This is a genomic window from Bradyrhizobium sp. A11, assembly GCF_042077125.1.
Taxonomy (GTDB): domain Bacteria; phylum Pseudomonadota; class Alphaproteobacteria; order Rhizobiales; family Xanthobacteraceae; genus Bradyrhizobium; species Bradyrhizobium japonicum_B.
On record NZ_CP149509.1, the window covers coordinates 2,149,909 to 2,174,566 of the forward strand.

The window sequence follows — 24,658 nt, forward strand, 5'->3', positions numbered from 1 at the left end:
CCGCTGTCATTGACGCGGATCAACTTGCGGCATCGCCGCGAGGCTGCGTTCTGCTGGCGCGATTTGCTTGGGATCAATGACAGCCGCCAGCCTTTGCGATCATGATCGCCTATCTTCAACGAGGAAGAGAGGGTGCCATGTTCAAGGTCTCCGTTCTGGTCTGGATCATGCTGGGTACGGTGCTGGCGGGCGTCAGCCTGATCGTCGTGCTGATGGTGCCGAGCTTCGCCGCCGATTCCATCAGAAACATCCCCTATGCGGTCGCCGTCGGCTTTGCGCTTGCCATGCCGCTGTCATATCTCGTCGCGCGCCAGATCAATGGCGGGCAGGGGCAAGGCATCGGCAAGGCGTGACAATCGGACGCTGACACTGGCGGCGCGCGTCACGCCGGCCTATCGTTCGACTCATGCGCTTGAAATCCAACATATGGGTCGCCGCCTATCTGCGCCGGTGCCAGACCGAAGGGGTGTTCGGCGCGGTGCGCCGGCGCGGCGCCGAGGAGGCGGGAGCGGTGTTCGTGAAGGTGTCTCTGCTCAACGGCCATGCGATGCTGTACGTACCGGCCCCGCAGACCTCCTACGACGATGACCGCCCCGTCGATCGCTTCTTCGTGCCGGTGGCGCCGCAACCTCTGCCGGAGCACACCATCGAGGAACGGCTGACCAGGGAAATCCGCTTCGATCCGGACGCCTGGATCGTCGAGACCGAGGATCGCGCCGGACGGCATTTTCTGGAGCTGGCGAAGACGTAACCACCGCCGTCATTGCGAGGAGCGAAGCGACGAAGCAATCCAGAATTTCTCTGCGAAGGGATTCTGGATTGCTTCGCTGCGCTCGCAATGACGGAGCTTGCAGAGGTGTCGCGCCCAACGCTCCATCCGGGCTACGGGCTCAACCGTCCGCGCTACCGCTCCGACGATCCATCGGTGCCGGTGCGGCGCGCCGGCACCGCACCCGGCTGCACGCCGGGCCGCGTCTGGCTCGCGCCGGCGCGGGCGCGCTGGCGTTCGCCGTCGTGCAGTGACGGCTGGTACTTGGCGCGGGTGACGGCGAGCGTCGAACCGCGCCAGGCCGCCAGCATCACCAGCGCCGAGCGGTCGCTGAGGCGGTCGTAGAGCCGCGCCAGCCGGTACACCTCGTTCACGGAATTGCCGATCGCCGGCTTGAAGAACAGCAGGATGCGCTGGAAGTTCGGGCTCGGCATGTCGAGCGCGCGGGCCGCGACCGCGAGGGCTTCGCCGCCGGCATCGTCGACGATCTGGGCTGCGACACGTGAGGGCAGGATCAGGCTGTCGCCGAGCTCCAGGGCGAAGCTCTCGACGTCGCCCGCGATGGCCGCCATCTCCAGGATCTGAATCGCGCGCTTGGCACGCACGGTCGGGATCCGCGGTGCGGCCTTCAGCGGGGTCTGCGCCAGATTGTGCAGGATCAGCGCGCGCTCGGATGGGCCGGCGCCGAAGAACATGTCGTGGATCTCGGCGGCGTCCTTCGGCTGCATTGCCATGCTGGCGGCCATGCGCCGTTCGGCGTCGCTCGGCGTGCGGGCTGGGGTGGGAGGCGGCGCGGGCGCCGGGATCTCGCGGGCGAGCGGAACCCTGCGGCCTTCCTGGGCCGCGACCAGCCCGAGCTTCTGCAGCACCGGCACGGGCGTCAGCGGATAGATCGCGAGCTTGGCCTTGACGGCCGCGCGCGTCGCATCGTCGACCTGGTCGATCAGCCGTGTCGCAAGCTCGGTAAATTGACGCTGCTCGTCCTCGCTGTGGACGCGGGTCTGGACATAGAGGTCGGTCAGCACGCGCAGCAGCGTCGGCCGAACATCGACGCCTTCGCGGCGGGAGAGGGACATCAGCCCGTCGAATCCGGGAAACAGCGACTTGGTCATGGAGAGATACGCGACCTGGAAAATATACTCGTCGCCAGCCTAGCGCAGGCTCCTTTAAAGGCTCGTTAAGGAAAACGAGGCGTGAAGGCCGCCGCTCGCTTTGGAGCGATCCCGTGCCTGAACGGGACGCCGCGGCCGGCCCGTGCGGCTACGGTCGCTGGGCCGCGTTTACACCCCGTTAACCATGAGCTGATCTTAATGAATCGCATGTTGCAGGGGCGCGTTCGGTCGCGCGGCAATTGAAGAGAGCTGACATGGGGACCATCATTGAATTTCCGGCCGGTCGCCGGGTGGGCTCGTCGGGCGATGTCGCTCCGCGCGCGGACATGGGAACGATCCTGATCCTTCCCGCCATCCGGATCGAGCGCGAGGCGGATGAAACCAGCGGCGACCGCGGCCCAGAGCAGGGCACAGCGCCGGGGCGTCGTCGTCGCCGTCGCTGACATCCGGCTTCAGGCAATGCCGGACACCATCCGCCAGATCCGGCCCGTCAGATCGGCCGTCCTGCTCCTGTTGCTCGCCGCCACGCTCGGCGCCTGCAGCGGCGGCGATTTCGGCCGCACCCGCGAGAGCATGCGCAGCGACGACATGCATCGCTGGCTGGGCGCGGAGGTCACCTCCAGCGTCGGCCTGAAGCCTTCGCAATTCCAGCTCACCGACGAGGAGCGCCAGCTGCGCGACCTCGCCTATCCCATGATCGAGCCGCCGCTGTCGCGCCCCGCATGGAAGAGCGTGTTCGGCGACTACAAGGCGTTGCCATCGCCCTGGCGGCAGAAGGTCGTGTTCGACCGCACCATGTACGGACGCACGCTGATCGACGAGCCGCACCGCTCGCACTCCTCCCGCTACGCGCTGCTGATCGAGGACGTACGCAACGACATCACCCGCTTCGAGCCGTTCTTTGCCTCCGCGATCCGCGTCATCGACCTCGACAGGAAGCGCGATGCCAGCATGGCCCGCGTCTCCTCGCTTTCGCCGCGGGAGAGGGACGATGCGGTCGCGCGCATGCAGGAGAACTCGCTGATCGTGCAGTGGGTGCAGCAATGCCTGGAGCAGCGCGTCTCGTCCTACCGCTGGGCGCTGGAGCGCCTGGTGATCCAGGCCCCCGACGGCATGGCCGCCGACGCCGACCGCCTGATCGGCGAGCTCGCCGCCCAGACCGCGAACCCGCCGGTTCAGGCGCAACCGCCCTACGGCCGCGCGGTCATTTCGAAGGGCTGAGCGCGCGGGCCGGCCGCCCGTCGACGCGGCTATCGTGCGCCGCGGCATACCGGGCGGGCCGTTGAAGCCCTGTTGAGCGCGTTCGGGAACCATTGATAGTGCTTGTCCTTCCCGGCCGGCCGGATAGGATTGTCCCGTTTCTTCAAAGTCATTTTACCCGAAGGTCCTTCGAGATGAGCTTAGACGCCGCGCGTCCTTTCAAGAGCCGTCTGGATGTTTCCCCGCGCCACCTGCTGGCACTTGCCATTCTGCTCGGATCGGCCGGCTCCGCCGCCGCGTTGAGCAGGGAGGCAGCGCTGGAGAATTGCCGCATGAGCGTCGGCAAGCCGATCGTTCAGGCCTGCATGCGCGCAGGCGGAGGCGCCAATCTCGAAGCCTGCCGCGCCAAGGCATCGCCTCAGGTCAGGGCCTGTGCGATGGCGGCGCTGAATGCCGCCAATGGCCGCGCCAACGTCGCGGTCGAGCTTCCCAAGGAAGCGGCACCCAAGCTCGAACTCGGTACGGCGCTGCCGAAGGATTTCGTCGCGCCGCCCCGCAGCATCGCCGACATCACGGCCGTCCTCGACGGCGACAGGCCCGACGAGAAGACGATCGCGGAGTTGCAGTCGGACGCCGACGCCGTACCGACGGGGAAAGAGTCGCGGGCTGATCTGGCCCAGCTCTATTTCGACCGCGCCAATGCACGTGCCCAGCTCGGCCGGCTCGCCGAAGCGATAACCGACGCCGACAAGGCCGTGGAAGTCGGGCGCGGCGCCGTCGGCCCGAACGCGCTGGGGCGGATGCTGCAGCTGCAGTCCTTGCAGCACTCGCTTGCAGGCGATCCGAAACGTGCGCTCGAGATCATGCAAAGGCTGTTGCGTGAATCGGCCAGCATGCCGGGCGCCAAGGGATTGCAGTTCGTGACGAACCGCGGGATTGCGGCCGTCCTCATCCAGATGGGCGACATCGCGCAGGCTGAAGCCTATCTCCGCCGCAGCCAGACCGTGATCCAGGAGGCTCGCACCAGCGGCCATCCCAACTGGCGATCGGCTTATGCCAAGTTCGGCCAGAGCTGGGAAGGCGAGACGGAGCTCACGCGGGCCATCATCTTCGAGGCGCGCGGGCAGTTTGCCGACGCCGAGGCGGCCTATCGCAACGCCGAGCTGCGCAAGCGCGCGAGCACGAAGGCGATCCTGGCAGCGGACAATGCGCCTGCGGAAACCGTTTTGCTCCAGGCGATCGACGGCACCGTGCTGAGCCAGGCGCGCATGAAGGCCAAGCAAGGCCGCCTCGCCGAGGCCGAGGTGGATGCGCGTCGCGCGCTGCTCTCGCGCCTGAAGGACACCGGCAAGTACAACTCGGTTACGCCACGCTTCGTCATGGGCCTGGCGGGCATACTGGTCGACCAGGGTCGTTACGAAGAGGCCGAGAAGCTGGGCCGCGTCGCGCTCGAGATCAACAACAAGGTCGGCGTGCCCGAGCAATCGCAAGCGACGGTGCAATTGCTGTCGCAGCTCGCCGGCATTCTGACGCTCCGCCGCCAGAATGCCGAAGCCAGCGAGATGTTTGCGCGGATCGACAAGGCGGTCGCCGGCTGGGAGCCCCAGCGTCGCCAGGTGTTCGAGCTCAATCCCTCCCGCATCCTGTCGCTCTACGGTTCCGGGCAGTTGGACGCGGGCATCGCGGCCGCCGAGCAGCTCCTGAAGAAGCAGATCGCCCGGGTCGGGGAAAATCACTTCGATGCCGCGTCGGCTCGCGGCACGCTGGCCGTCGGCCTGATGCGTGCCAAGCGCGATGCCGAGGCGATCCGCGAGTACAAGGCCGCCATTCCGGTGATGATGGCGGGCGCCAACGAGAACGCCGATGATGAGAACACCACGGTGGTCGCGGCGCGCAGCCAGCGGCTGCAGACCATCGTCGAGAGCTACTTGGTGCTGCTTGCGAGGGCCGAAGGGACCGGCAAGGATGTCGGCGAGGAGACGTTCAGCCTCGCCGACGCCATCCGCGGCCGTTCGGTCCAGCAGGCGCTGGCAGCCTCGAGTGCGCGTGCGGCGGCCAAGGATCCTGCGCTCGCCGAGCTCGTGCGCAAGGAGCAGGATCTGACCAAGCAGGTCAACGCCCAGCTCGGAACGCTCAACAATGTGCTCGCGCTTCCAGCAGCGGAACGCGACGAGAAGGGCGTTGCACAAATACAGGCGTCGATCGCGGCCTTGCGCAGCCAGCGGGACAAGGCGCGCCTGGAGATCAAGCAGAAGTTCCCGATTTATGCCGATCTCGTCTCGCCCAAGCCGCCGAGCGTCGCCGAGATCCGCGCGACGCTGGCCGACGACGAGGCGATGCTGTCGTTCTATTTCGGCCAGAACGGCAGCTTCGTCTGGGCGGTGCCGAAGTCGGGACCGGTGGCGTTCGCCGCCGTGCCTGCCAAGATCGGCGACATCGAGAGCAAGATCCGCAAGCTGCGCGAAGCCCTCGAGCCGCCGGCGGCGATGATCTCGGACATTCCGCCCTTCGACCTCGCGCTCGGCCACGAGCTCTACGAGTTGCTGCTCAAGCCGGTTGAGAGTGGCTGGAAGCCGGCCAAGAACCTGATCGTCGTCACCAATGGCGCGCTCGGCCTGTTGCCGCTGTCCTTGTTGCCCACGGCACCGGCCCAGGTGGCTGCCGAAGAGGATCCGCTCTTCGTCGGCTATCGCAACGTGCCGTGGCTGGCGCGAACTCATGCGGTGTCGACCGTGCCGTCGGCCGCCGCGTTGCGCACGCTAAGGCAATTGCCGCCGGGCAAGCCCGGCCGCGGCGACCTCGTCGCCTTCGGCGATCCCTATTTCAACGGTGAACAGCAGGCCGAGGCGGACGGCGGCGGGGAGAAGATTCAGGTCGCCGACGCCGGCGGCAATGTCACGCGCGGGGGCCCGCTGAAGCGGCGCAACAGTCCGAAGCTGGATGGCGTCGACAGCGCCGAGCTCGGTCTCCTGCCCCGGCTTCCAGATACCGCGGACGAGCTGAAATCGATTGCGCTGGCGCTGCAGGCCGACCCGTCGAAAGTGCTGTTCCTCGGCAAGGACGCCACCGAGAGTGCGGTCAAGACCATGAATCTGTCCGGCTTCAGGATCCTGGCCTTCGCCACCCATGGCCTCGTCCCCGGCGAGCTGAACGGTCTGACGCAGCCGGCACTCGCTCTATCGTCGCCGGCTGTGACGGGGGAGAGCGGCGACGGTCTTCTGACCATGGAGGAGATTCTCGGCCTCAAGCTCGATGCGGATTGGGTGATCCTGTCGGCCTGCAACACCGGCGCGGGCGCGGGCGCGGGGGCCGAGGCGGCGTCCGGACTCGGTCGCGCGTTCTTCTACGCCGGAACGCGTGCGCTGCTGGTGACGAACTGGTCGGTGCATTCGCAATCGGCGCGGCAATTGGTGACGGATCTGTTCAAGCGGCAGGCCGACGATCCGAAACTGTCGCGCAGCGAGGCGCTGCGCCAGGCGGCGATGGCCCTCGTCGATGGCCCCGGCTATCTCGACAGCGAGGGCAAGACCGAGTTTGCCTATGCGCATCCGCTGTTCTGGGCGCCGTACACGATCATCGGCGATGGCGGCGTGCGGTGATGACAAGGTGAGGGAAGGGGTGAACGGGCCATGAAGCGGAATGTCTTGTTGGGGTTAATGGCGGCAGCTTTGTTGCTTTCGGCACCTGCGCGCGCCACGCAATTGATCACGGAGGAGGAAGCCAAGCTGCCGCCGCCGAAGGGAGCGGTCGCAGCCGACCGTCGTGGCATCCTGCGCGGTCCGAAGGTCGAATTCATCTCGCCCGGCGCTGCCGTCAGCTCACCGATGCCGCTGGTGTTGAAGTTCGAGTCGTTCGGCGGGGCAAAGATCGATCCGGAGTCGGTCAAGATGATCTTCCTCCGGACGCCGAACGTGGACCTCACCCCGCGGGTCAAGCCGTTCGTGAAGGCGGACGGCATCAACATCCAGGACGCGGAGCTGCCCCCCGGCGAATACGCCGTGCGGGTCGACATCAAGGACAGTGACGGCCGGTCGGGCACGACCGTCTTCACGCTGAAGGTCGCACCCAAGTGAGCTGCCCCTATTGCTGCGCCGAGACAGCGGAGGGTGCTCTGGTTTGCGGCGACTGCGGGCGCGACATCGCCGTTCCCGCGACGCTGATGGCGGAGCGTGACGATCTCCTGCGCAAGCGCCAGGAGCTGCGCGACGAGCTGAAACGGGCCAGAGACGAGGCCGAGGCCTTCTTGAGGCGGAGGCATTCGCGCTAGCGATGGAGTGTCCGTTCTGCGCCGAGACGATCAAGGACGAGGCCATCGCCTGCAAGCACTGCTCGCGCGACCTGCGCGTGGTGCGGCCGACCCTGCTCGAGATCGAAGAGATCGTCGCCGATCTGGATAGGCTCAGGCGCGATCTCGACCGCGTCAATGTCCGGCTCGAACGGTACAAGAATCCGCTGCGCTATTTCACCACGCATGCAGTCCTCTACGTCGCGATACCGTCCCTTCTTCTGGTGATCGCGCATGTGCTCGTGACCATCACCTTCAACGTGTCGCCGATCCCGCTTCGGATCGCCTCGATCGTCATACCGCTGCTGTTCGGATTCGTGGCCTACCCGCTGCACCGGGTTTCGACCTTGACGGCCCTGGTGCTGGCGTTCCTGGCGGCAGCCGTCAGCGTCCTGTCGATGCTGACGGTCACGGGAATTCACGATCACGTTCCGATCCTGCCGGAAGCCTGGATCGAATGGCGCGAAGTGTTCGAATACGGCGCCAGCATCCTGCTGGCCTTCGTCTCCGGAAACATCCTCAGCGTCGTGATCTTCCAGGTGCTGCCGCGCGTGCTGACCCAGGGCGGCAAGCCGAACGCGTTCGCCTTCCGCGTGGCGCGCCTGCTCGGGCAGCACGTCGGCGAAGAGCAACTGCGCCGCCGCGCCCGCCTGATCCAGGACCTGATGCAGACCGTCGGCCCGCTGGCTGGCGTCGCCGCGACCGGTGTCGGCTCCATCTATGCCGGCTTGAAGGGCCTGCTGGGATAGCCCACCCTTTAACCCGGGCCAATTTGTCGACCGCCGTAAAGACCCTGCTCACGAATGCTTGATCCGGATCAACGAGCGCCGCCGGCTCCGGGATATGTTAGAAAAGAGGCGTTGCAGCCCCGAAAGGCAAGTCGATCATCGATGCGGTTCGTCCGTACCATCCTGGCATTCGCGATCGCCATATCCTTGGCGATGCTGCCGGCTGGCGTGTCCGCATCCAGCCTTGCCATGTCGCCGGACATGCAGATGGCCATGCCGATGGGCGGCGACGCCGAGATGGCGATGGACGATTGCTGCCCCGACATGAAGGGAACGCCGGCCCAGACCGTCGACTACAAATGCGGGATGGGCTTCTGCTGCGTCGGCGGGCTGGTTGCGCTCGATGACGTCAGGCCCGTCGCCTTCGGCCATTTCGCCGTTGCGGCGAGCACGATCGCCATCCCTGAGGATCAGGTCGTCTCCGTCCGCGGCGGCAGTCCTCCCTTCCGGCCTCCTCGAATCTGATCTCGCCAAGCTCAAGGACGCGAGCGGCATTGCCTGCGCGCGTCGACGACTGACGTGCGCGCTTCCTGCGCCACGGCGAAAGATCAGATCATGAGGACAGGACAATGCTTGCCAAATTCAGCACAGCGGCTCTCGCCGCCACCCTTTCGCTTGCCGCTTCCGCCGCCATGGCGGGCGCCGGCGACTATGCCTTCGAGCCCGTCAACGCGCAGATGAAGAAGGGCGACGACGTCACGCTCTCGGTTCGCCTGACCAACAAGCAGACCGGCAAGCCCGTGGCGGACGCCGTCATCTTCAAGACCCGCGTCGACATGGCCCCGGACGGGATGGCGGAGATGGTCTCCGATGTCGCGCCGCTGCCTTCGAAGGAGCCGGGCGTCTACGCCTTCAAGACCGACCTGCCGATGGCCGGCCGTTACCAGGTCACGCTGTCGGCCAAGGTGCAGGGCGAGCCCGAGACCGTCACCGGCAAGGTGATCGTCACGGCGACCAAGTGAGCGTGCGGACGCCGTCCGCGGCGTCCGGACTTCCCTGTCCCATTCAGATGGACGCGCGCCCGGCGCGCGATGACACACCATGAAGACGCTGCGTCTCCTGACGATTCTCGCGCTCGGCGGCGGCCTCGCCTCAGGCGCGTACTGGTTCTCGCACGAGGGGAGTTGGTCGGTTCATGCCGAGGCGACTCCGGCTGCGGCCGAGGCGAACCGGTCTCCGCTCTATTACCGCGACCCGAGCGGCGCGCCGCTCTGGTCCGCCGCTCCGAGGAAGGACGACCGCGGCCGCGACTATCTGCCGGTCTACGACGACGATCAGGCTGCCGCGGCGGCCCCGAAGCCGGCGCAGGCGGAATCAACGCGAAAAATCCTCTACTACCGCAATCCCATGGGCCTGCCCGACACCTCGCCGGTGCCGAAGAAGGATCCGATGGGGATGAATTATATCCCCGTCTACGAAGGCGACGAGGTCGACGACGGCACGGTGAAGCTCTCGCCGGGCAAGATCCAGCGCACCGGCGTGAGATCCGAGCCGGTCGAACGGCGCGCCATCCGCGTCGCGGTCAAGGCGCCCGGCACGATCCAGCTCGACGAGCGCCGCGTCTCGGTGATCGCGATGCGCGCCGAGAGCTTCGTGCAGAAGGTCGCCGACGTCACCACCGGCACGCGCGTGAAGGCGGGCCAGCCTCTGATGGAAATCTACAGTTCGGCGGTCGCCTCCGCCGCGGCGGAATATCTCTCCACCATCACCTCGAAGACGGTGGGCGGCGTCGAGATGTACGGGCGCGGCTCGCGGCAACGGCTGGTCAATCTCGACGTGCCCGAGCCTGTCATCGCCGAGATGGAGAGGACGCGCGTCGCCCCCGTCACCGTCCATTGGTCGGCGCCGCGCGACGGCATCGTGCTCGAGCGCAGCGCGATCGAGGGCATGCGCGCCAATCCCGGCGACGTGCTGTTCCGCATCGCCGACATCTCGCAGGTCTGGGCGCTGGTCGACGTCGCCGAGCGCGATCTCGGCAATGTCGCGGTGGGGCAGTCGGTGGCGGTGCGCGCGCGGAGCTTTCCCGGCCGTACCTTCAGCGGCAGGATCGCCGTGGTCTATCCGCAGGTGAACCGCGAGACGAGGACGGTTCGCGTCCGGATCGAGCTCGCCAATCTCGACGCGGCGCTGCTGCCGGACATGTACGTCGATGCCGACATCGACACCGCGAATGGCGCGCCCGTGCTGGCGGTCCAGGACAGTTCGGTGCTCGACACCGGCACGCGCCAGGCCGTCCTCGTCGACAAGGGCGAGGGGCGCTTCGAGCCGCGCGAGGTGAAGCTCGGCCGGCGCGGCGGCGGTTACATCGAGGTGCGGGACGGACTTGCGGATGGCGAGGCCGTGGTCACATCCGCCAACTTCCTGATCGATGCGGAAAGCAACCTGAAGGCCGCGCTCAAGGGCTTTGCGGAAGGAGCGCCTCAGGCTCCCGAACCCGGCCATGCGACGGGAGAGCACAAATGATCGCCCGCATCATCGCCTGGTCGGCGCGCAATCTGCTGCTGGTGCTGTTCGGCACCGGCTTTGCGGCCGCGGCCGGTCTCTATGCGCTGATCCATCTGCCGCTGGACGCGATCCCGGACCTCTCGGACACCCAGGTCATCGTCTACACCGAATATCCCGGCCAGGCGCCGCAGGTGATCGAGGACCAGGTCACCTATCCCTTGACCACGGCGATGCTGACCGTGCCGAAATCGAAGGTCGTCCGGGGCTTCTCGTTCTTCGGCGCGTCGTTCGTCTACGTGATCTTCGAGGACGGCACCGACATCTACTGGGCGCGCTCGCGCGTCCTGGAATTCCTGAACGGTGCTGCGTCGCGGCTGCCCGCCGGCGTCAGCCCGACCATCGGTCCCGATGCGACCGGCGTCGGCTGGGTCTACCAATATGCGGTGCTGTCGAAGGAATTGAATCTGGCGGACACGCGCACGATCCAGGATTGGAATCTGAAGTTCGCGCTGGCCAAGGCCGAAGGCGTCGCCGAGGTCGCCAGCATCGGCGGTTTCGTCAAGCAGTACAACGTGGTGCTCGATCCGCAGCGGATGCGCGATCGCGGCATCAGCATGCAGAAGATCCGTGAAGCCATCCGCGCCAGCAACGCCGATGTCGGCGGGCGCACGGTCGAGCTCGCCGAGTTCGAATACGTCATCCGCGGCAAGGGCTACATCAAGAGCATCAACGATCTCGGCAACATCGTGCTGAAGACGAGCAACGGCACGCCGGTGCTGCTCCGCGACGTCGCCAATGTCGAGCTCGGACCGGACGAGCGCAGGGGCATCACCGAGCTGAACGGCGAGGGCGAGGTCGCGAGCGGCATCGTGCTGCAGCGCTTCGGCGTCAACGCGCTCGACGTCATCGAGAACGTCAAGAAGCGCTTCAGGGAGATCGCGAGCAGCCTGCCGAAATCGGTCGAGATCGCCCCGGTCTACGATCGCTCCGGCCTGATCTACGCGGCCATCGACACGCTCAAGCACACCCTGTTCGAGGAGAGCATCGTCGTCGCGCTGGTCTGCATCGTGTTCCTGCTGCACGTCCGCAGCGCGCTGGTCGCGATCCTGATGCTGCCGGTCGGCGTCCTGATGGCGTTCGGCGCCATGAAGCTGCTCGGCCTAGGCTCGAACATCATGAGCCTCGGCGGCATCGCGATCGCGATCGGCGCCATGGTGGATGCCGCGATCGTCATGATCGAGAACGCGCACAAGCACCTGGAACGCGCCGAGCCCGGTCAGTCTCGCGTGCAGATCCTGATCGATGCCGCGTCCGAGGTCGGGCCCGCGCTGTTCTTCAGCCTGCTGATCATCACCGTGTCGTTCATGCCGATCTTCACGCTGGAATCGCAGGAGGGACGGCTGTTCAGCCCGCTCGCCTTCACCAAGACGTTCGCGATGGCCGCTGCGGCCCTCTTGTCCGTCACCCTGGTGCCGGCGCTGATGGTGATCTTCGTCCGCGGCCGGATCGTGCCGGAGAGCCGGAATTTCATCAACCGCTTCCTGATCTGGATCTACCGGCCCGTGATCAAGGGCGTGCTCCGCGCCAGGACGCTGGTGATCCTGGCCTCGCTCGTCGTGCTCGCCGTCACGATCTGGCCGGCAGGCCGGCTCGGCACTGAGTTCATGCCGACGCTGAACGAGGGCACGCTGCTCTACATGCCGACGACGCTGCCCGGCATCTCCGTCACCAAGGCGGCCGAGCTGATGCAGATCCAGGATCGCATCATCAAGTCGTTCCCCGAGGTCGCCTCCGTCTACGGCAAGGCGGGGCGGGCGGCGACCGCGACCGATCCGGCGCCGACCGAGATGTTCGAGACCATCGTCAACCTGAAGCCTAGGGAGCAATGGCGCCCTGGCGTCACCATCGACAGCCTGATCGCGGAGATGGACAAGGCGCTGCAATTCCCGGGCGTCTCCAACGCCTGGACCATGCCGATCAAGGCACGCATCGACATGCTGTCGACCGGCATCCGCACGCCCGTCGGCGTCAAGGTCATGGGCACCGACCTCGTCGAGATCGACCGGCTGGCGCGGCAGGTCGAGCGGGTGATCAAGACCGTGCCGGGCACGTCCTCGGCCTATGCCGAGCGCGGCATCGGAGGCTATTATCTCGAGATCGTCCCCGACCGCGAGGCGCTCGCCCGCTACGGCATCCTGATCCAGGACGTGCAGGACACCATCGCCGCCGCGCTCGGCGGCCAGACGGTGACGACCACCGTGGAGGGCCGGCAGCGCTTCACCGTGAACATGCGCTACCCGCGCGACCTGCGCGACAATCCCAAGGCCATCGCCAGCGACATCCTGGTGCCGATGCCGGCGGGCGGCGCCGTGCCGCTCGGCGAGGTCGCCAAGGTCGAGCCGGCGCGCGGGCCGACCTCGATCCGGACCGAGAACGGCCAGCTCGCGACCTACATCTACGTCGACATCCGCGATCGTGACATCGGCAGCTACGTCGCGGACGCGCAACGCGCGGTGACGGAGAGCATCCAGTTTCCCGCCGGCACTTACGTGGTCTGGAGCGGCCAGTACGAATATCTCCAGCGCGCGGCGGCGCGCCTCAAGATCGTCGTGCCGGTGACGCTGACGATCATCTTCCTGTTGCTGTACCTGAACTTCAAGGCGCTGACCGAGACACTGATCGTGATGCTGTCGTTGCCGTTCGCGCTGGTCGGCGGCATCTGGATGATGTGGTGGTTCGGCTTCAACCTGTCGGTCGCGGTCGCCGTCGGCTTCATCGCGCTCGCGGGCGTCGCCGCCGAGACCGGCGTCGTGATGCTGATCTACCTCGATCACGCCCTGGCCGAGATGAAGGCGAGGCGCGACGCCGAGGGCAGGGTCTTCACCCGGGCCGATCTCCACGACGCCATCATGGTGGGCGCGGTCGAGCGCGTCCGGCCCAAGATGATGACCGTGGTCGCCATCATGGCGGGCCTGCTGCCGATCATGTGGAGCACCGGAGCCGGCTCGGAGATCATGCAGCGCATCGCGCTGCCGATGATCGGCGGGATGATCTCATCGACGCTGCTGACGCTGATCGTGATCCCCGCGATCTTCGGGCTGGTCAAGGGCTTCCACCTGCCGCCCGAGGCCGGGGACAAGGGACAACCGACCGAAATGACAAAGCCGATCAGCCCGAAATTGCGGGTGCTGCAGTCTGCCGAATGAGGTCAGTCATGTCGAACGGCTGTCAGAAACGTTGGGCCGATGGAATTGATCGCCGCATTGGTCGTCATTGCGCTAATATTGGGGACGGCGCTGGCATGAGGCGAACGTGCGGACGTGATCTTGCCGCACCTGAAGAGATCAGCAAGACCGTCGAGCGGCGATGCCAGGAGATGCGCGCATGGGCTTCTACAACGACGTCATTCTGCCACGGCTTTGCGACCTTGCAATGCGGAATAAGGAACTTGCGCCCTACCGGCAACGCGCGGCCCGCGCGGCCCAGGGCCGGGTCCTCGAGATCGGCGTCGGGTCCGGCCGCAACCTGCCGTTCTACGGAGCTACGGTGACGCAGCTTGTGGGCTTGAGCCCGCTCCAAAGCTGATCGAGATGGCGCGACACGCTCCGCATCCGAACACTCCAGTCGAGTTCGTCGAAGCTTCGGCCGAGGCTATGCCGATCGAGGACCGCAGCATCGACACGGTCCTGACGACCTGGACCATGTGCAGCATTCCGGACGTCGATCGCGCGATGACGGAGGCGCGGCGGGTGCTGAAACCGGGAGGGAAGCTGGTCTTCGTCGAGCATGGCCGCGCGCCCGAACCGAACGTGCGCTGGTGGCAAGATCGCCTGACCCCCGCATGGATGCGCATCTCGGGCGGTTGTCATCTCAACCGGGACATCGCTGAAATCTTGACTCGCAACGGCTTTCGCATCGACGAGATGCGCACCGGCTATATGAACGGGCTGAAGCCCATGACGTTTATGTACGAGGGCCAGGCGAGCCCCCGTTGATGCCTGCGACGCTCCGGCCTTGAGATCCAGCGATGAAGAAAGGAATCCGAAGATGAGGGAACGCGGACATGTGATGACCCGTCGGTCACTTGCAGGGCTGATGGCGGCGGCAGTGGCGGCAGTGCTGGCCAGGCCTGCCGTTGCGGCGCAGGCCCAAGAAGCCACCATCACGGTGCATAGGGATCCGAGCTGCGGCTGTTGCGCGGGCTGGGTGCAGCATCTCCGGGACGCAGGATTTGTCGTCCAGGTGGAGGAGACCGCCGATCTCGACGCGGTTCGGAATCGTCTCGGCATCCCCTCGGACCTGGCCGCGTGTCACACGGCGGAGGTCGCAGGCTATCTCATCGAGGGACATGTGCCGGCCGCAGCCGTGCGGCGCCTCCTCTCGGAGCGCCCCATTGCGAAAGGGCTCGCCGTGCCGGGCATGCCGGTCGGATCGCCCGGGATGGAAGGCGGCAAGCCGGAGCCTTACACGGTCGTGCTGTTCGGTGCCGATGGTCAAAGGCCATTCATGCGCTTTATCGGCTCGCAGGGGATCGGTTGAGCTGGATATGGCGATGCGCGGGTACGCGTCTGGCGATGCTGCGCCACCATCGATGAGCTGATGCACGAGCCGAACGTTGCCAATCCTCCGATGACCAGGGCTATCGCATATGAGAGCTTTTCTCTGCGGCCATCCTTCGAGACGCCCGCGTTAGGCGGGCTTCTCAGGATGAGGGCGGAGTGCGCGGCGGCAGCTTCAACGGGCACCGACGCCGTTGAGCCTCATCCTGAGGAGGCGCGTTAGCGCCGTCTCGAAGGACGAGGCGCGCGCGCAGGCGCCGCCACGAGTCATACCTGCCCTGGATGACGCCAAAAGAGCCGGTGTCATCCCCCGCCGCTATGGCTGTGGAGGATAGCGGTCGAACGCCGGTAGTTCGTGCGCATGCTCCATCCAGCGAAGACGTTCGGCGACCTGGATCTGCATCGTCGGCGGCACGGCCTCGGGATCGTCGTAGGTCGCGCTCTGGATGTCGATCATTCCGGGCACCAGGCTGGCATTGAAGTAGAACAGGCCGGTGCCGCAATTGCCGCAAAAATGCCGCCGACCGTGTTCCGACGAGCTGTAGATCCTGGGCTCGCCCTTGGTCACCTTGACGGCGTTCTCCGGATACATCGTCCAGCCGACCACCGGAGCGCCGGCGTGGAGCCGGCAATCGCGGCAGTGGCACAGCGCGTGCACGATCGCGTCGCCCTCGACCTCATAACGGATTGCGCCACAGTGACAGCCGCCGGTGATGGTGCTCATGCGTTTCTCCCGATCGCGTATTGGCTTTGCCGATCGATAGCTCTCGCGATTTGCGGCATCAACGGCGCAATCGATTTGCGCTTGCGTCCTACTGTCGCGTGACAGCTGCTGCCATCACGCGCTGACCTGCGATGGGTTCTGGAGAACGCGTCGGGCTGACGCCTTACTGGCGGGCTTCCAAAGCCCTGGGAACGCTGGCGGCGCCCGCTTCATACCAACCCCGCGTCGCCTTGACGATGCGGACGACGGACAGCATCACAGGCACCTCGACCAGCACGCCGACCACGGTCGCCAGCGCAGCGCCGGAATCCAGGCCGAACAGGCTGATCGCGGCGGCGACCGCCAGCTCGAAGAAATTGCTCGCGCCGATGAGGGCGGCTGGAGCTGCGACACACCAGGCCACGCCAAACCGCCGGCTCAGCCAGTACGCCAGGCCCGCATTGAGATAGACCTGGACCAGGATCGGCACGGCGAGGATGGCAATGACGAGCGGCTGGCTGACGATCTGCTCGCCCTGGAAGCCGAACAGCAGCACCAATGTGGCGAGCAGCGCGACCAGCGACAGAGGCTGCAGCGTGCGCATGACGCGGTCGAAGCCGGCAGTACCGCCTCGCAACAGCACCTTGCGCCACAGCTGCGCGACGATCACGGGAACCACGATGTAGAGCAGGACGGAGAGCAGCAGCGTGCCCCAGGGCACGCTGATCGAGGCCACGCCCAGCAGCAGTCCCACCAGCGGCGCGAACAGGAACACCATGATCACGTCGTTCAGGGCGACCTGGCTCAGCGTGTAGTGCGGCTCGCCCTCGCACAGGTTCGACCACACGAACACCATCGCGGTGCATGGTGCGGCCGCCAGCAGGATCAGGCCGGCGATGTAGGACGAAATCTGGCCGGCCGGCAGCAGCGGCGCGAAGAGATGGCCGATGAAGAAGGAGCCCAGCAGCGCCATCGAGAACGGCTTCACCGCCCAATTGATGAAGAGGGTGACGCCGACGCCGCGCCAATGTTTCCGCACCTCGCCCAGCGAGCCGAAGTCGATCTTCAGCAACATCGGCACGATCATGAGCCAGATCAGGACCGCGACCGGCAGGTTGACCTTGGCGACCTCGGCGGCCGCGACCGTGCCGAAGAAGCCGGGCATGACGTGCCCCAGTGCGACGCCGACGACGATGCAAAGCGCGACCCACAGCGTGAGGTAGCGTTCGAAGATGCCCATCGTCACGCCACGTCGCCTCGGTTGGACGTCGCGCCGTCGGAGCGGCCGATCTCGCGCAGCCTGGTGCCGAGCGAGAGGTTGTCAATGCTCCGCAGCGGAAGGCTCACGAACGTATCAATCCGGTTCTTCAGATAGCGGAACGCGGTGACGAACGCAGCCTGCTTCTCCAGATCCGTGCCTTCGGCGGCGGCAGGGTCCTCGATGCCCCAGTGCGCCGTCATCGGCTGGCCTGGCCAGATCGGACAGGACTCGCCGGCGGCGTTGTCGCAAACGGTGAAGACGAAATCCATCACCGGCGCATCGGGCGCGGCGAACTCGAGCCAGCTCTTCGAGCGCATGCCGTCGGTCGGGTACTCCAGGGTCTCGAGCGTGCGCAACGCCAGCGGATGCACCGCGCCCTTAGGCGTACTTCCGGCGGAGAAGGCCCGAAAGCGGCCGGCGCCGTCCTTGCGGAGGATCGACTCGGCCAGGATGGATCGCGCCGAGTTGCCGGTGCATAGAAACAGGACGTTGTAGATCGGGTCAGGCACGGCTTCGCTCCTTCCGTTTCGGCGAGCAGCAGGATTGCAGGGTTTCGACGACGGGATTGCAGACCTCGGGACGTCCGCCGCAGCAATCGCGCAACAGGAACACCGCGATGTCGCGGAATTCGCCGAGATTGGCGCGGTAGACGATCGAGCGGCTGTGCCGCTCGGAGGAGACGAGCCGCGCCCGGCTCAGGATCGCCAGATGCGCGGACAGCGTATTCTGCGGAACCTCGAGCAGGCGGGCGAGATCGCCGGCGGCAAGGCCGTCGGGCTCATGCCTGACCAGCGTCCGGAATGCTTCCAGGCGGGTCGGCTGGGCCAGTGCGGCGAGGGCGAGGACGGCTTCTTCGTTTTCCATATATCCAGATTTATGGAATTATTAGGCCGAGTCAACCTGAATCTCGTCCGTCGTCGCATTCATAATTCGAATATTCTAGAATTATAGTTTGACAGCGCGTGCGAAGGAGTACAGCATGAGCGTCATGAAGATCGCCGACGCAGCAGCACGTCTGGAGGCCCTGGGCAATCAAACCCGGCTCCAGATCTACCGGGCCCTGGTCCGGGCCGGGCACGCCGGCATGCCCGTCGGCCGCCTGCAGGAGAAGCTGAAGATTCCGGCATCGACGCTGTCGCATCACATCAAGGCCCTCGTAGCGGTCGGGCTCGTCAGCCAGGTCAGGGAATCGACCACGCTGATCTGCCACGCGAACTTTGACGCGATGCGCGGTCTCCTCGCCTTCATGGCGGCGGAATGCTGCGCCGACGAAGCCGGATGCAAGGCAGCGCAAACCGCGGCGTGATCCTTTTGCGAATTTATTCGATGATTCTAGAAATATGGGAGAAGCGGGAATGAACGCCAGAATGAACGTCAGGACGGTCGCCATCATCGGGGCAGGGCCGGTCGGCCTCGCTGCCGCCGCCCATGTGCTCGAACGCGGCATGTCGCCCATCGTGCTCGAGGCCGGGCCTGAAGCCGCGCACGCGATCCGCCAGTGGCAGCATGTCCAGCTGTTCTCGCCATGGGAATACAACGTCGACAAGGCGGCGGCGCGCCTGCTCGCGCCGACGGGATGGAATTCGCCGGACCCGCAATCCTATCCGACCGGCGGCGAGCTGATCGACCGCTATCTGACGCCGCTCGCGACGCGCACGCCGCTGCGCGAGACGATCCGGACCTCGAGCCGGGTCACGGCGATCAGCCGCGTCGGTTTCGACAAGGCGAAGACGAAGGGCAGGGAGCGGGCGCCGTTCGAGATCCGCTATCAGAACGGCAGGGGTCCCGAGGTGCTGCATGCCGATGCCGTCATCGACGTGTCGGGCACGTGGTTCTCTCCCAACCCCGCCGGGAGCAACGGTTTGCCCGCGATCGGCGAGCGCGAGCGCGCCGACCGCATCGCCTATGGCATGCCGGATGTGCGGGGCACGGAGCGCGCCAGATATGCCGGCAAGATTGTCGCCGTGCTCGGTGCCGGCCATTCCGCAGTCGGTACGCTGATCGATCTCGCGCAGCTCGCGGGCGAGGTACCGGGCACGCAGGCGATCTGGCTGTTGCGCGGCGCCGATCCGGCCAAGGCTTTCGGCGGCGGCCGTAACGACAAGCTTTCCGCGCGCGGCGAACTGGGCTCCGCCTTTGCCGCACTCGTGACCGCCGGCAAGATCAGGGTGGAGAGTGAATTCGGTGTCACCCACCTTTCGGAGTCCGAGGGCCGCCTCCGGATCTCGGCCGGCAGCGGCTGCGGTGCGCGCAGCGTGGTGGCGGATGAGCTCGTCGTCTCCACCGGCTTTCGCCCCGATCTGTCGTTCCTGTCCGAGCTGCGGCTGCGGCTCGATCCCGCCATCGAGGCGCCTGTCGCGCTCGCGCCGCTGATCGATCCCAACGAGCACAGCTGCGGCACGGTCCGTCCGCACGGCGCGCGCGAGCTCGCGCACGACGAACCGGGCTTCTATCTCGCCGGCATGAAGTCCTACGGCCGCGCGCCGACCTTCCTGATGATGACCGGATACGAGCAGGTCCGCTCCATCGCGGCCGACATTGCCGGCGACAAGAAGGCTGCCGCTCGGGTCGAGCTCGTGCTGCCGGAGACCGGCGTCTGCACGCGCGGTGATGTCGAGGCGGCGGATGCGGGATGCTGTGGCGGTCCAGCGAGGGAGGAGGCGTCGGCCTGCTGCGCCGCGGACGAAAAAGCCAAGAAGGCAGGCCGCACCGGCTGCGGCTGTTCATGATGCGGGTCCCATCAGACGGGAGGCGAGCATTCGCAGCCTGAGCGGGGGACCGCTGATTGCGGCGATGTGCATCGGGCAGCTCGGCAATCTGCTGCCGCACGTGACGCTGTCTGCGAATCTGGCGCAGCATCTGATGCCGGCATGGGGGCTGTCCGCCGCCGAAGGCGGGTTGATGGCGAGCGGCTATGCGTTCGGCTACATGCTGGCCGTCCCGGTGCTGACGACGCTGACCGATCGCATCGACGCGCGGATCGTGCTGCTGTGCGGCTCCGTCGTCAGCGGGCTCGCGACCATCGTCTTCGGTATCTTTGCCGAGGGATTCTGGTCGGGGACCATCATCTGGTCGCTCTCGGGATTGGGCTTCGCCGGCGCCTACATGCCGGGACTGAAGGCGCTGACGGACCGGTTGCCCGCCGGCGACACCTCGCGGGCGGTGACGCTGTACACGTCGAGCTTCTCGGTCGGCGTCGGCCTGTCGTTCCTGGTTGCGCAGATCCTCGCCGACCGCTGGGGATGGCGGAGCGCGTTCTACGTCACCGGCGTCGGTCCCGTCGCGATGGTGATCGCGTGCCTGCTGATCGAGGGACGGCGGCCAGCGCCGAAGTCGGGGCGTCTTCTCAACTTCGCACCGGTCCTCGCCAATCGCGAGGCGCTGGGCTACATCCTCGGTTACGGCGCCCACTGCTTCGAGCTCTACGGCATTCGCACCTGGCTGGTCGGGTTCTGGACCTTCGTCGTTGCGCATCAAGGCGAGCCGTCCTGGATGACGCCGGTGTTGATGAGCTTCTGCTTCGCCGTGATCTCGATGCCCGCCAGCATCCTCGGCAACGAGGCCGCCCTGAAATTCGGACGGCATCGCGCCATCTCGGTCGTGATGATCGCCTCGGCCTGCGTCGCGCTGGTGATCGGCTTCAACGCGAGCGCCCCGGCCTGGCTGCTCGCGCTGCTGCTGATGATCTACGGCCTGACGGTGCCGGCCGATTCAGGCGCGCTCACCGCCGGCATGTCGGCGGCGGCCGTCTCCGAGCACCGCGGCGCGACGTTGGCCCTGCATTCGACGGTCGGCTTCGGTCTGTCGGCGCTCGGCGCCTGGGGAACCGGCGTCGCGCTCGATGTCGCCGGCGGTCCGCAGAGTGCAAGCGGCTGGCTGCTGGTGTTCATCGTGCTCGCGGCCGGCATCGCGCTGGGTCCGTTGGCGCTGCTGTGGGCGCGGAGAGGGCATTCCTGCAAGCTGTCATCGTGAGCACCCCCGCGCCAACATGAAAGCACCGGCGTGTCGATGGTCCGCGCGTGCGCGCGATCATGGCCCGCAGCCTGGAACCTTTTCAGGGCAGACCGGTTGGCGTGCCACGGCGAGGCCGGAATGCCGGGCTCGCTCAGGAAGACCGCATGGACGAGTGCCCTGAGCGGCTGTCCTATGCAGTGTCGCCCTGCGCCCTTGCAGCTGAAATCAATCTACGCTCAGCGGACGACGGGGACAGGGACGGTAAATGAGGCCTGTAGCGAGACAGCCTTTCAAGCCACGCACCACCGAGGAATTGATGGCGCTGCTCGGTGCCGTGGCGACAGCGATTCTCACCGTCATCATCATCGCGATGCTGTATTTCGGCCGCGATATCTTCGTGCCCGTTGCGCTGGCGATTCTCCTCAGCTTCGTGCTGGCCCCGTTGGTCGGAATATTGCAGCGTATCCATGTCCCGCGGGGACTGGCGGTCGTAAGCGTGGTTGTCGCTGCCTTCATGCTTATTTTTGCCATAGGGAGCCTTCTCGCGGCGCAATTGACGCAACTCGCCGGCGACCTTCCCCGCTATCAATCGACCATCAGCGAAAAGATCCAGTCGTTTCGAGATACCAGAGCGGGGCGGGGTACGCTGGAGCGTGCGTCCGACATGCTGAAGGATCTCGGCAAGGAGCTCGACAAGCCGAAAGACGCCGCATCCGCGCCCAAGATCGGCACGATAGCTGGCTCGAACGCCTTCGCGCCGCCGGTGCCGGTCGAAGTACGCCAGCCCGATCCCGGGGCGTTGGAAAGTCTGCGGACCCTGATTTCTCCCCTCATTCATCCGCTCGCCACCACCGGCATCATCATTATCTTCGTCATATTCATTCTCATCCAGCGCGAGGATCTTCGTAACCGCTTGATCCGGCTGGCCGGCTCGTCGGATTTGCAGCGTACGACGGCTGCACTGGACGATGCCGCGAGCCGCCTCAGCAGGCTGTTTCTGACCCAGCTCATCCTGAATGGCGGATTTGGCGTGGTGATCGGCACCGGCTTGTGGTTCATCGGAATTCCAAGCGCGATTCTCTGGGGTATCCTCGCGGCTGCGCTTCGCTTCGTGCCCTATGTCGGCGCCGTTATCGCGGCCGCATTCCCGTTGGCGCTGGCGGTCGCCATCGATCCCGGCTGGTCGATGCTGCTTTGGACTCTCGCCCTGTTCTTTGTTGTGGAACCGTTGGTGGGCCATGTCGTCGAGCCGATGGTTTACGGTCACAGCACGGGGCTTTCGCCCATTGCGGTGGTCGCGTCCGCTACGTTCTGGACCGCGCTTTGGGGCCCGATCGGGCTCGTCCTCGCGACTCCCTTGACAGTCTGCCTCGTGGTGCTCGGGCGGCATATGGAGCGACTGGAATTTCTCGACGTCATGTTCGGCGACCGGCCAGCGCTTTCTCCTCCGGAAATATTCTATCAGCGGATGCTGGCGGGGGATCCCACGGAAGCGGCCGAAAAGGCCGAGGAGTTTCTGAAGGAGCGTTCGCTGGCATCGTACTATGACGAGGTCGCTCTGAAGGGTTTGCAACTGGCGCAAGCCGACGCCGAACGCGATGCGCTTGATCAGGAACGTCTTGCCAAGATCCGAGACGCCGTCAGCGAATTTACCAGCGACCTCTCCGATCAGGACGACCGGCCGCCGGCGAAGAGCAATTCAACCAGCGATGCCGAAGCATGGTCGGCGGTGGAGGCCGTTGCAGAAAATGCGGTCAATGAACGCTTGCCTTACCTCCGCAGGGAAACCCTCCCGCCGGATTGGCAGGGTGAGCACCCCGTCCTGTGCGTGGCCGGGCGCAGCCTGATCGATGAGGCGGCCGCGATCATGCTGGCTCAGCTGTCGACGGAGCATGGCCTCGCGGCACGGGTCGAAGGGCCGGAATCGCTTTCCACGACGAATGTGTTCCGCCTCGACACGACGGGAATTGCGATCATCTGCCTGGTCTATCTCGATGCCCGCAGTGCGGCACACATGCGGTATTCCGTCCGGCGGCTGAGGCGCAAATTGCCGAAGGCAACCATCATTCTGGGCTGCTGGGTCAAAGACGTCGATGCGGCCGCGCTGGAATTGCTGCGGGAGGGCGCCAAAGCCGACCTCGCTGCTGCGAGCATCGGCGAGGCCGTCAGGCTGTGCATCGAGGCAACAGGGTTGACGGGGTCGGCGGGCGAGGCCCTCGGGCTGGAGAACTCACCGACGGCTGCGGCGTAAGAGTTCGGCGGGCGCCGGTGTTTTGCCCGACGTGTCAAAGCAGCGTCATTGTCGCCGGAGCGTCGTCATCGCCGATCAAGGAGTCCAATGATTTCAATGCCCCCGCACCTGTGCATGGGGTTGTTTTCGCACTTTTTGTTTTGAAGGGGCCGAAATGGCCGCGTGTCAACGCCGGCCGCGCTTGGTGTCGGCCTTGGCCGGCGGCTCGGTCTGCGGCGCGCAGGTCGCGGCCTGCAGCGTTGCCTGCGCCTGCGGCATCAGGCCGGGCTCGGCGGCGAGCGCCTTCATCAGGATCAGGCCGGTCGTGGTCGGGGAATCGATGATCAGGCGGTCGGCCGCGGTGACCTCTTCGTCCTCGGGCAGCTCGCTGTGCTGCGCCTCGGTCATCAAATCGAGCTCGATCACCTTGCGGCCCGCCGAGCGGTCGTTGATGGCGTAATAGGCGATCTCGTTGCGGGTGTAGAACGACACCGAGGTGTAGGCCTGGCTCACCGGCACGGTGAGCTTGATCGGTCCGCCCGAGAGGTCGTAGCGGCAGATCGCCAGCGCGAACGCCGGGTCCATGAACGGCATCGGCGACGTGTTGGGATCGGCGAGGGGAAGCTGGGTGACTGCGTTCACCTTCGTCATCGGCGTCAGCCGCGAATAGGCGTCTTGCGTCGCGATCCGCGGCAGCGCCAGCACGCTGACGAGATGAACCACGAGGCCCAGAACGATGCCGGCAACGATGGTGAACAGCAGGCGGATCATGAGCAGCCCGCCGTGCTGATGCTGGGCATCGGCGCATCGCGCTGGGTGCGCGTGGCGACGCCGACCGGGGTGTCGTAGAGGCGCAGCATCAGCGCGTAGCGCTCGATGCCGCCGGTCGGCAGCCAGTTGCCGGCGCGCGAGCGCGAGGCGATGCGAATCTCGAACGAGCCGTCGGAGGACCGTACGATCTCCTGGCTGGTGAAGCCGTAGCGCTGGAGCGAGTTCGCAACGAGATGGCCCTTGCGGTCGTACAGCGTCAGCGTCCAGAACCGCGCCGGCGGCGTCACGCCGGAGACGATCACGTCGCAGCGGCCGTCGAGCGCCTTCTTCTTGTCGTCGGTGGTGGCGGTAAAGGCGACGCCGTCGCCCGTGCCGATCGGCAGCTCGCCGCTGCGGACGATGGTGGCGCGCGAATAGGGGTCGACGTCGGCGGTGCCGGTGCGCGGCCGCGCGGTCCAGGCGCCGATGGTCAGCGCGCCGATGTCGGTGCCGCGCGTCGTCGTCATCCAGGTCGCGCCGACGCCGACCACCGTCGCGAGCAGAAGGGCCGTCAATGTGATCAGGATCAGCCGCACTTGTTT

Annotated in this window: 23 protein-coding genes and 1 pseudogene; 17 read left to right on the plus strand and 7 right to left on the minus strand. The window is 66.2% G+C overall.

The window, feature by feature from the left end; genetic code table 11:
* The first annotated feature begins 137 nt into the window (after positions 1-137).
* Both WI560_RS09910 and WI560_RS09915 read left to right on the plus strand, forming a co-directional pair.
* The gene (locus WI560_RS09910; protein WP_257177517.1) at positions 138-353 is read left to right on the plus strand and encodes a hypothetical protein; all 216 of its coding nucleotides are present in this window, start codon (positions 138-140) and stop codon (positions 351-353) included.
* A gap of 53 nt (positions 354-406) precedes the next feature.
* On the plus strand, positions 407-751 hold the full coding sequence (locus WI560_RS09915; RefSeq protein WP_375307851.1) for a DUF1491 family protein: 345 nt from the start codon (positions 407-409) through the stop codon (positions 749-751).
* A 152-nt stretch (positions 752-903) separates the two neighbouring features.
* Here WI560_RS09915 and WI560_RS09920 read toward each other — a convergent pair whose 3' ends face one another.
* The gene (locus WI560_RS09920) at positions 904-1,881 is read right to left on the minus strand and encodes a DUF2336 domain-containing protein (RefSeq protein ID WP_375307852.1); all 978 of its coding nucleotides are present in this window, start codon (positions 1,879-1,881) and stop codon (positions 904-906) included.
* Positions 1,882-2,135: 254 nt separating this feature from the next.
* On the opposite strand from WI560_RS09920, the gene WI560_RS09925 reads away from it, so the two are divergent.
* The 11 genes and pseudogenes from WI560_RS09925 (at position 2,136) to WI560_RS09975 (ending at position 15,138) form a co-directional block, all read left to right on the plus strand.
* A complete protein-coding gene (locus tag WI560_RS09925) occupies positions 2,136-2,324 on the plus strand; it encodes a hypothetical protein (protein ID WP_028135396.1) in 189 nt (62 codons plus the stop codon).
* A gap of 16 nt (positions 2,325-2,340) precedes the next feature.
* Positions 2,341-3,102 carry a hypothetical protein gene (locus WI560_RS09930; protein ID WP_375307853.1) on the plus strand — a complete coding sequence of 254 codons (762 nt, stop codon included), beginning with the start codon at positions 2,341-2,343 and terminating at the stop codon, positions 3,100-3,102.
* Between the two features lie 173 nt (positions 3,103-3,275).
* The gene (locus WI560_RS09935) at positions 3,276-6,680 is read left to right on the plus strand and encodes a CHAT domain-containing protein (RefSeq protein ID WP_375307854.1); all 3,405 of its coding nucleotides are present in this window, start codon (positions 3,276-3,278) and stop codon (positions 6,678-6,680) included.
* A 30-nt stretch (positions 6,681-6,710) separates the two neighbouring features.
* The gene (locus WI560_RS09940) at positions 6,711-7,154 is read left to right on the plus strand and encodes a hypothetical protein (RefSeq protein WP_375307855.1); all 444 of its coding nucleotides are present in this window, start codon (positions 6,711-6,713) and stop codon (positions 7,152-7,154) included.
* 196 nt (positions 7,155-7,350) lie between these two features.
* Positions 7,351-8,115 (plus strand): hypothetical protein, encoded by a 765-nt coding sequence (locus tag WI560_RS09945; protein WP_375307856.1) that lies wholly within the window; start codon positions 7,351-7,353, stop codon positions 8,113-8,115.
* Between the two features lie 141 nt (positions 8,116-8,256).
* Positions 8,257-8,619, plus strand: a complete 363-nt coding sequence (locus tag WI560_RS09950; protein WP_375307857.1) for a hypothetical protein — start codon at positions 8,257-8,259, stop codon at positions 8,617-8,619.
* 104 nt (positions 8,620-8,723) lie between these two features.
* Entirely contained in the window at positions 8,724-9,116 is a 393-nt protein-coding gene (locus WI560_RS09955; protein ID WP_028135402.1) for a FixH family protein, read from the plus strand.
* Positions 9,117-9,195: 79 nt separating this feature from the next.
* A complete protein-coding gene (locus WI560_RS09960) occupies positions 9,196-10,617 on the plus strand; it encodes an efflux RND transporter periplasmic adaptor subunit (RefSeq protein WP_375307858.1) in 1,422 nt (473 codons plus the stop codon).
* The gene (locus WI560_RS09965; RefSeq protein WP_375307859.1) at positions 10,614-13,805 is read left to right on the plus strand and encodes an efflux RND transporter permease subunit; all 3,192 of its coding nucleotides are present in this window, start codon (positions 10,614-10,616) and stop codon (positions 13,803-13,805) included. The genes WI560_RS09960 and WI560_RS09965 overlap by 4 nt, the downstream gene beginning before the upstream one ends.
* Positions 13,806-13,983: 178 nt before the next feature.
* Positions 13,984-14,594, plus strand: a pseudogene (locus WI560_RS09970) (class I SAM-dependent methyltransferase).
* Between the two features lie 52 nt (positions 14,595-14,646).
* Positions 14,647-15,138 (plus strand): DUF411 domain-containing protein, encoded by a 492-nt coding sequence (locus WI560_RS09975; protein ID WP_375307860.1) that lies wholly within the window; start codon positions 14,647-14,649, stop codon positions 15,136-15,138.
* Between the two features lie 336 nt (positions 15,139-15,474).
* On the opposite strand, the gene WI560_RS09980 is transcribed toward WI560_RS09975, so the two are convergent.
* From WI560_RS09980 to WI560_RS09995, 4 genes are all read right to left on the minus strand, one after another.
* Positions 15,475-15,882 (minus strand): GFA family protein, encoded by a 408-nt coding sequence (locus WI560_RS09980; protein WP_375307861.1) that lies wholly within the window; start codon positions 15,880-15,882, stop codon positions 15,475-15,477.
* Positions 15,883-16,045: 163 nt separating this feature from the next.
* Positions 16,046-17,101, minus strand: a complete 1,056-nt coding sequence (gene arsB, locus WI560_RS09985; protein WP_375308806.1) for an ACR3 family arsenite efflux transporter — start codon at positions 17,099-17,101, stop codon at positions 16,046-16,048.
* Positions 17,102-17,103: 2 nt separating this feature from the next.
* On the minus strand, positions 17,104-17,631 hold the full coding sequence (locus WI560_RS09990; protein ID WP_375307862.1) for an arsenate reductase ArsC: 528 nt from the start codon (positions 17,629-17,631) through the stop codon (positions 17,104-17,106).
* Positions 17,624-17,986 (minus strand): helix-turn-helix transcriptional regulator, encoded by a 363-nt coding sequence (locus tag WI560_RS09995; protein WP_257177532.1) that lies wholly within the window; start codon positions 17,984-17,986, stop codon positions 17,624-17,626. The genes WI560_RS09990 and WI560_RS09995 overlap by 8 nt, the downstream gene beginning before the upstream one ends.
* Positions 17,987-18,110: 124 nt before the next feature.
* On the opposite strand from WI560_RS09995, the gene WI560_RS10000 reads away from it, so the two are divergent.
* The 4 genes from WI560_RS10000 (at position 18,111) to WI560_RS10015 (ending at position 23,327) form a co-directional block, all read left to right on the plus strand.
* Positions 18,111-18,428 carry an ArsR/SmtB family transcription factor gene (locus tag WI560_RS10000; RefSeq protein ID WP_375308807.1) on the plus strand — a complete coding sequence of 106 codons (318 nt, stop codon included), beginning with the start codon at positions 18,111-18,113 and terminating at the stop codon, positions 18,426-18,428.
* 61 nt (positions 18,429-18,489) lie between these two features.
* On the plus strand, positions 18,490-19,851 hold the full coding sequence (locus WI560_RS10005) for an NAD(P)-binding domain-containing protein (protein WP_375308808.1): 1,362 nt from the start codon (positions 18,490-18,492) through the stop codon (positions 19,849-19,851).
* 64 nt (positions 19,852-19,915) lie between these two features.
* Complete coding sequence (locus WI560_RS10010) at positions 19,916-21,094, plus strand: MFS transporter (protein ID WP_375307863.1); 1,179 nt, start codon at positions 19,916-19,918, stop codon at positions 21,092-21,094.
* Positions 21,095-21,392: 298 nt separating this feature from the next.
* Complete coding sequence (locus WI560_RS10015) at positions 21,393-23,327, plus strand: AI-2E family transporter (RefSeq protein WP_375307864.1); 1,935 nt, start codon at positions 21,393-21,395, stop codon at positions 23,325-23,327.
* A gap of 165 nt (positions 23,328-23,492) precedes the next feature.
* Here WI560_RS10015 and WI560_RS10020 read toward each other — a convergent pair whose 3' ends face one another.
* Together WI560_RS10020 and WI560_RS10025 are read right to left on the minus strand one after the other, a co-directional pair.
* Complete coding sequence (locus WI560_RS10020) at positions 23,493-24,077, minus strand: DUF1254 domain-containing protein (protein ID WP_375307865.1); 585 nt, start codon at positions 24,075-24,077, stop codon at positions 23,493-23,495.
* Complete coding sequence (locus WI560_RS10025) at positions 24,074-24,652, minus strand: DUF1214 domain-containing protein (RefSeq protein WP_375161139.1); 579 nt, start codon at positions 24,650-24,652, stop codon at positions 24,074-24,076. Before WI560_RS10025 ends, WI560_RS10020 begins: the two co-directional genes overlap by 4 nt.
* Positions 24,653-24,658: the final 6 nt, after the last annotated feature.

What these genes read in the sequence shown, in the direction of transcription:
- WI560_RS10000 (WP_375308807.1), top strand. Translation starts at nt 18,111, where the DNA reads ATGAAGATCGCCGACGCAGCAGCACGTCTGGAGGCCCTGGGCAATCAA.
- WI560_RS09940 (WP_375307855.1), top strand. Translation starts at nt 6,711, where the DNA reads ATGAAGCGGAATGTCTTGTTGGGGTTAATGGCGGCAGCTTTGTTGCTT.
- WI560_RS09920 (WP_375307852.1), bottom strand. Translation starts at nt 1,881, where the DNA reads ATGACCAAGTCGCTGTTTCCCGGATTCGACGGGCTGATGTCCCTCTCC.
- WI560_RS09965 (WP_375307859.1), top strand. Translation starts at nt 10,614, where the DNA reads ATGATCGCCCGCATCATCGCCTGGTCGGCGCGCAATCTGCTGCTGGTG.
- WI560_RS09910 (WP_257177517.1), top strand. Translation starts at nt 138, where the DNA reads ATGTTCAAGGTCTCCGTTCTGGTCTGGATCATGCTGGGTACGGTGCTG.
- WI560_RS10010 (WP_375307863.1), top strand. Translation starts at nt 19,916, where the DNA reads ATGTGCATCGGGCAGCTCGGCAATCTGCTGCCGCACGTGACGCTGTCT.
- WI560_RS09995 (WP_257177532.1), bottom strand. Translation starts at nt 17,986, where the DNA reads ATGGAAAACGAAGAAGCCGTCCTCGCCCTCGCCGCACTGGCCCAGCCG.
- WI560_RS10005 (WP_375308808.1), top strand. Translation starts at nt 18,490, where the DNA reads ATGAACGTCAGGACGGTCGCCATCATCGGGGCAGGGCCGGTCGGCCTC.
- WI560_RS10020 (WP_375307865.1), bottom strand. Translation starts at nt 24,077, where the DNA reads ATGATCCGCCTGCTGTTCACCATCGTTGCCGGCATCGTTCTGGGCCTC.
- arsB (WP_375308806.1), bottom strand. Translation starts at nt 17,101, where the DNA reads ATGGGCATCTTCGAACGCTACCTCACGCTGTGGGTCGCGCTTTGCATC.
- WI560_RS09955 (WP_028135402.1), top strand. Translation starts at nt 8,724, where the DNA reads ATGCTTGCCAAATTCAGCACAGCGGCTCTCGCCGCCACCCTTTCGCTT.
- WI560_RS09915 (WP_375307851.1), top strand. Translation starts at nt 407, where the DNA reads ATGCGCTTGAAATCCAACATATGGGTCGCCGCCTATCTGCGCCGGTGC.
- WI560_RS09945 (WP_375307856.1), top strand. Translation starts at nt 7,351, where the DNA reads ATGGAGTGTCCGTTCTGCGCCGAGACGATCAAGGACGAGGCCATCGCC.
- WI560_RS10015 (WP_375307864.1), top strand. Translation starts at nt 21,393, where the DNA reads ATGGCGCTGCTCGGTGCCGTGGCGACAGCGATTCTCACCGTCATCATC.
- WI560_RS09950 (WP_375307857.1), top strand. Translation starts at nt 8,257, where the DNA reads ATGCGGTTCGTCCGTACCATCCTGGCATTCGCGATCGCCATATCCTTG.
- WI560_RS09925 (WP_028135396.1), top strand. Translation starts at nt 2,136, where the DNA reads ATGGGGACCATCATTGAATTTCCGGCCGGTCGCCGGGTGGGCTCGTCG.
- WI560_RS09980 (WP_375307861.1), bottom strand. Translation starts at nt 15,882, where the DNA reads ATGAGCACCATCACCGGCGGCTGTCACTGTGGCGCAATCCGTTATGAG.
- WI560_RS09930 (WP_375307853.1), top strand. Translation starts at nt 2,341, where the DNA reads ATGCCGGACACCATCCGCCAGATCCGGCCCGTCAGATCGGCCGTCCTG.
- WI560_RS09935 (WP_375307854.1), top strand. Translation starts at nt 3,276, where the DNA reads ATGAGCTTAGACGCCGCGCGTCCTTTCAAGAGCCGTCTGGATGTTTCC.
- WI560_RS09960 (WP_375307858.1), top strand. Translation starts at nt 9,196, where the DNA reads ATGAAGACGCTGCGTCTCCTGACGATTCTCGCGCTCGGCGGCGGCCTC.
- WI560_RS09975 (WP_375307860.1), top strand. Translation starts at nt 14,647, where the DNA reads ATGAGGGAACGCGGACATGTGATGACCCGTCGGTCACTTGCAGGGCTG.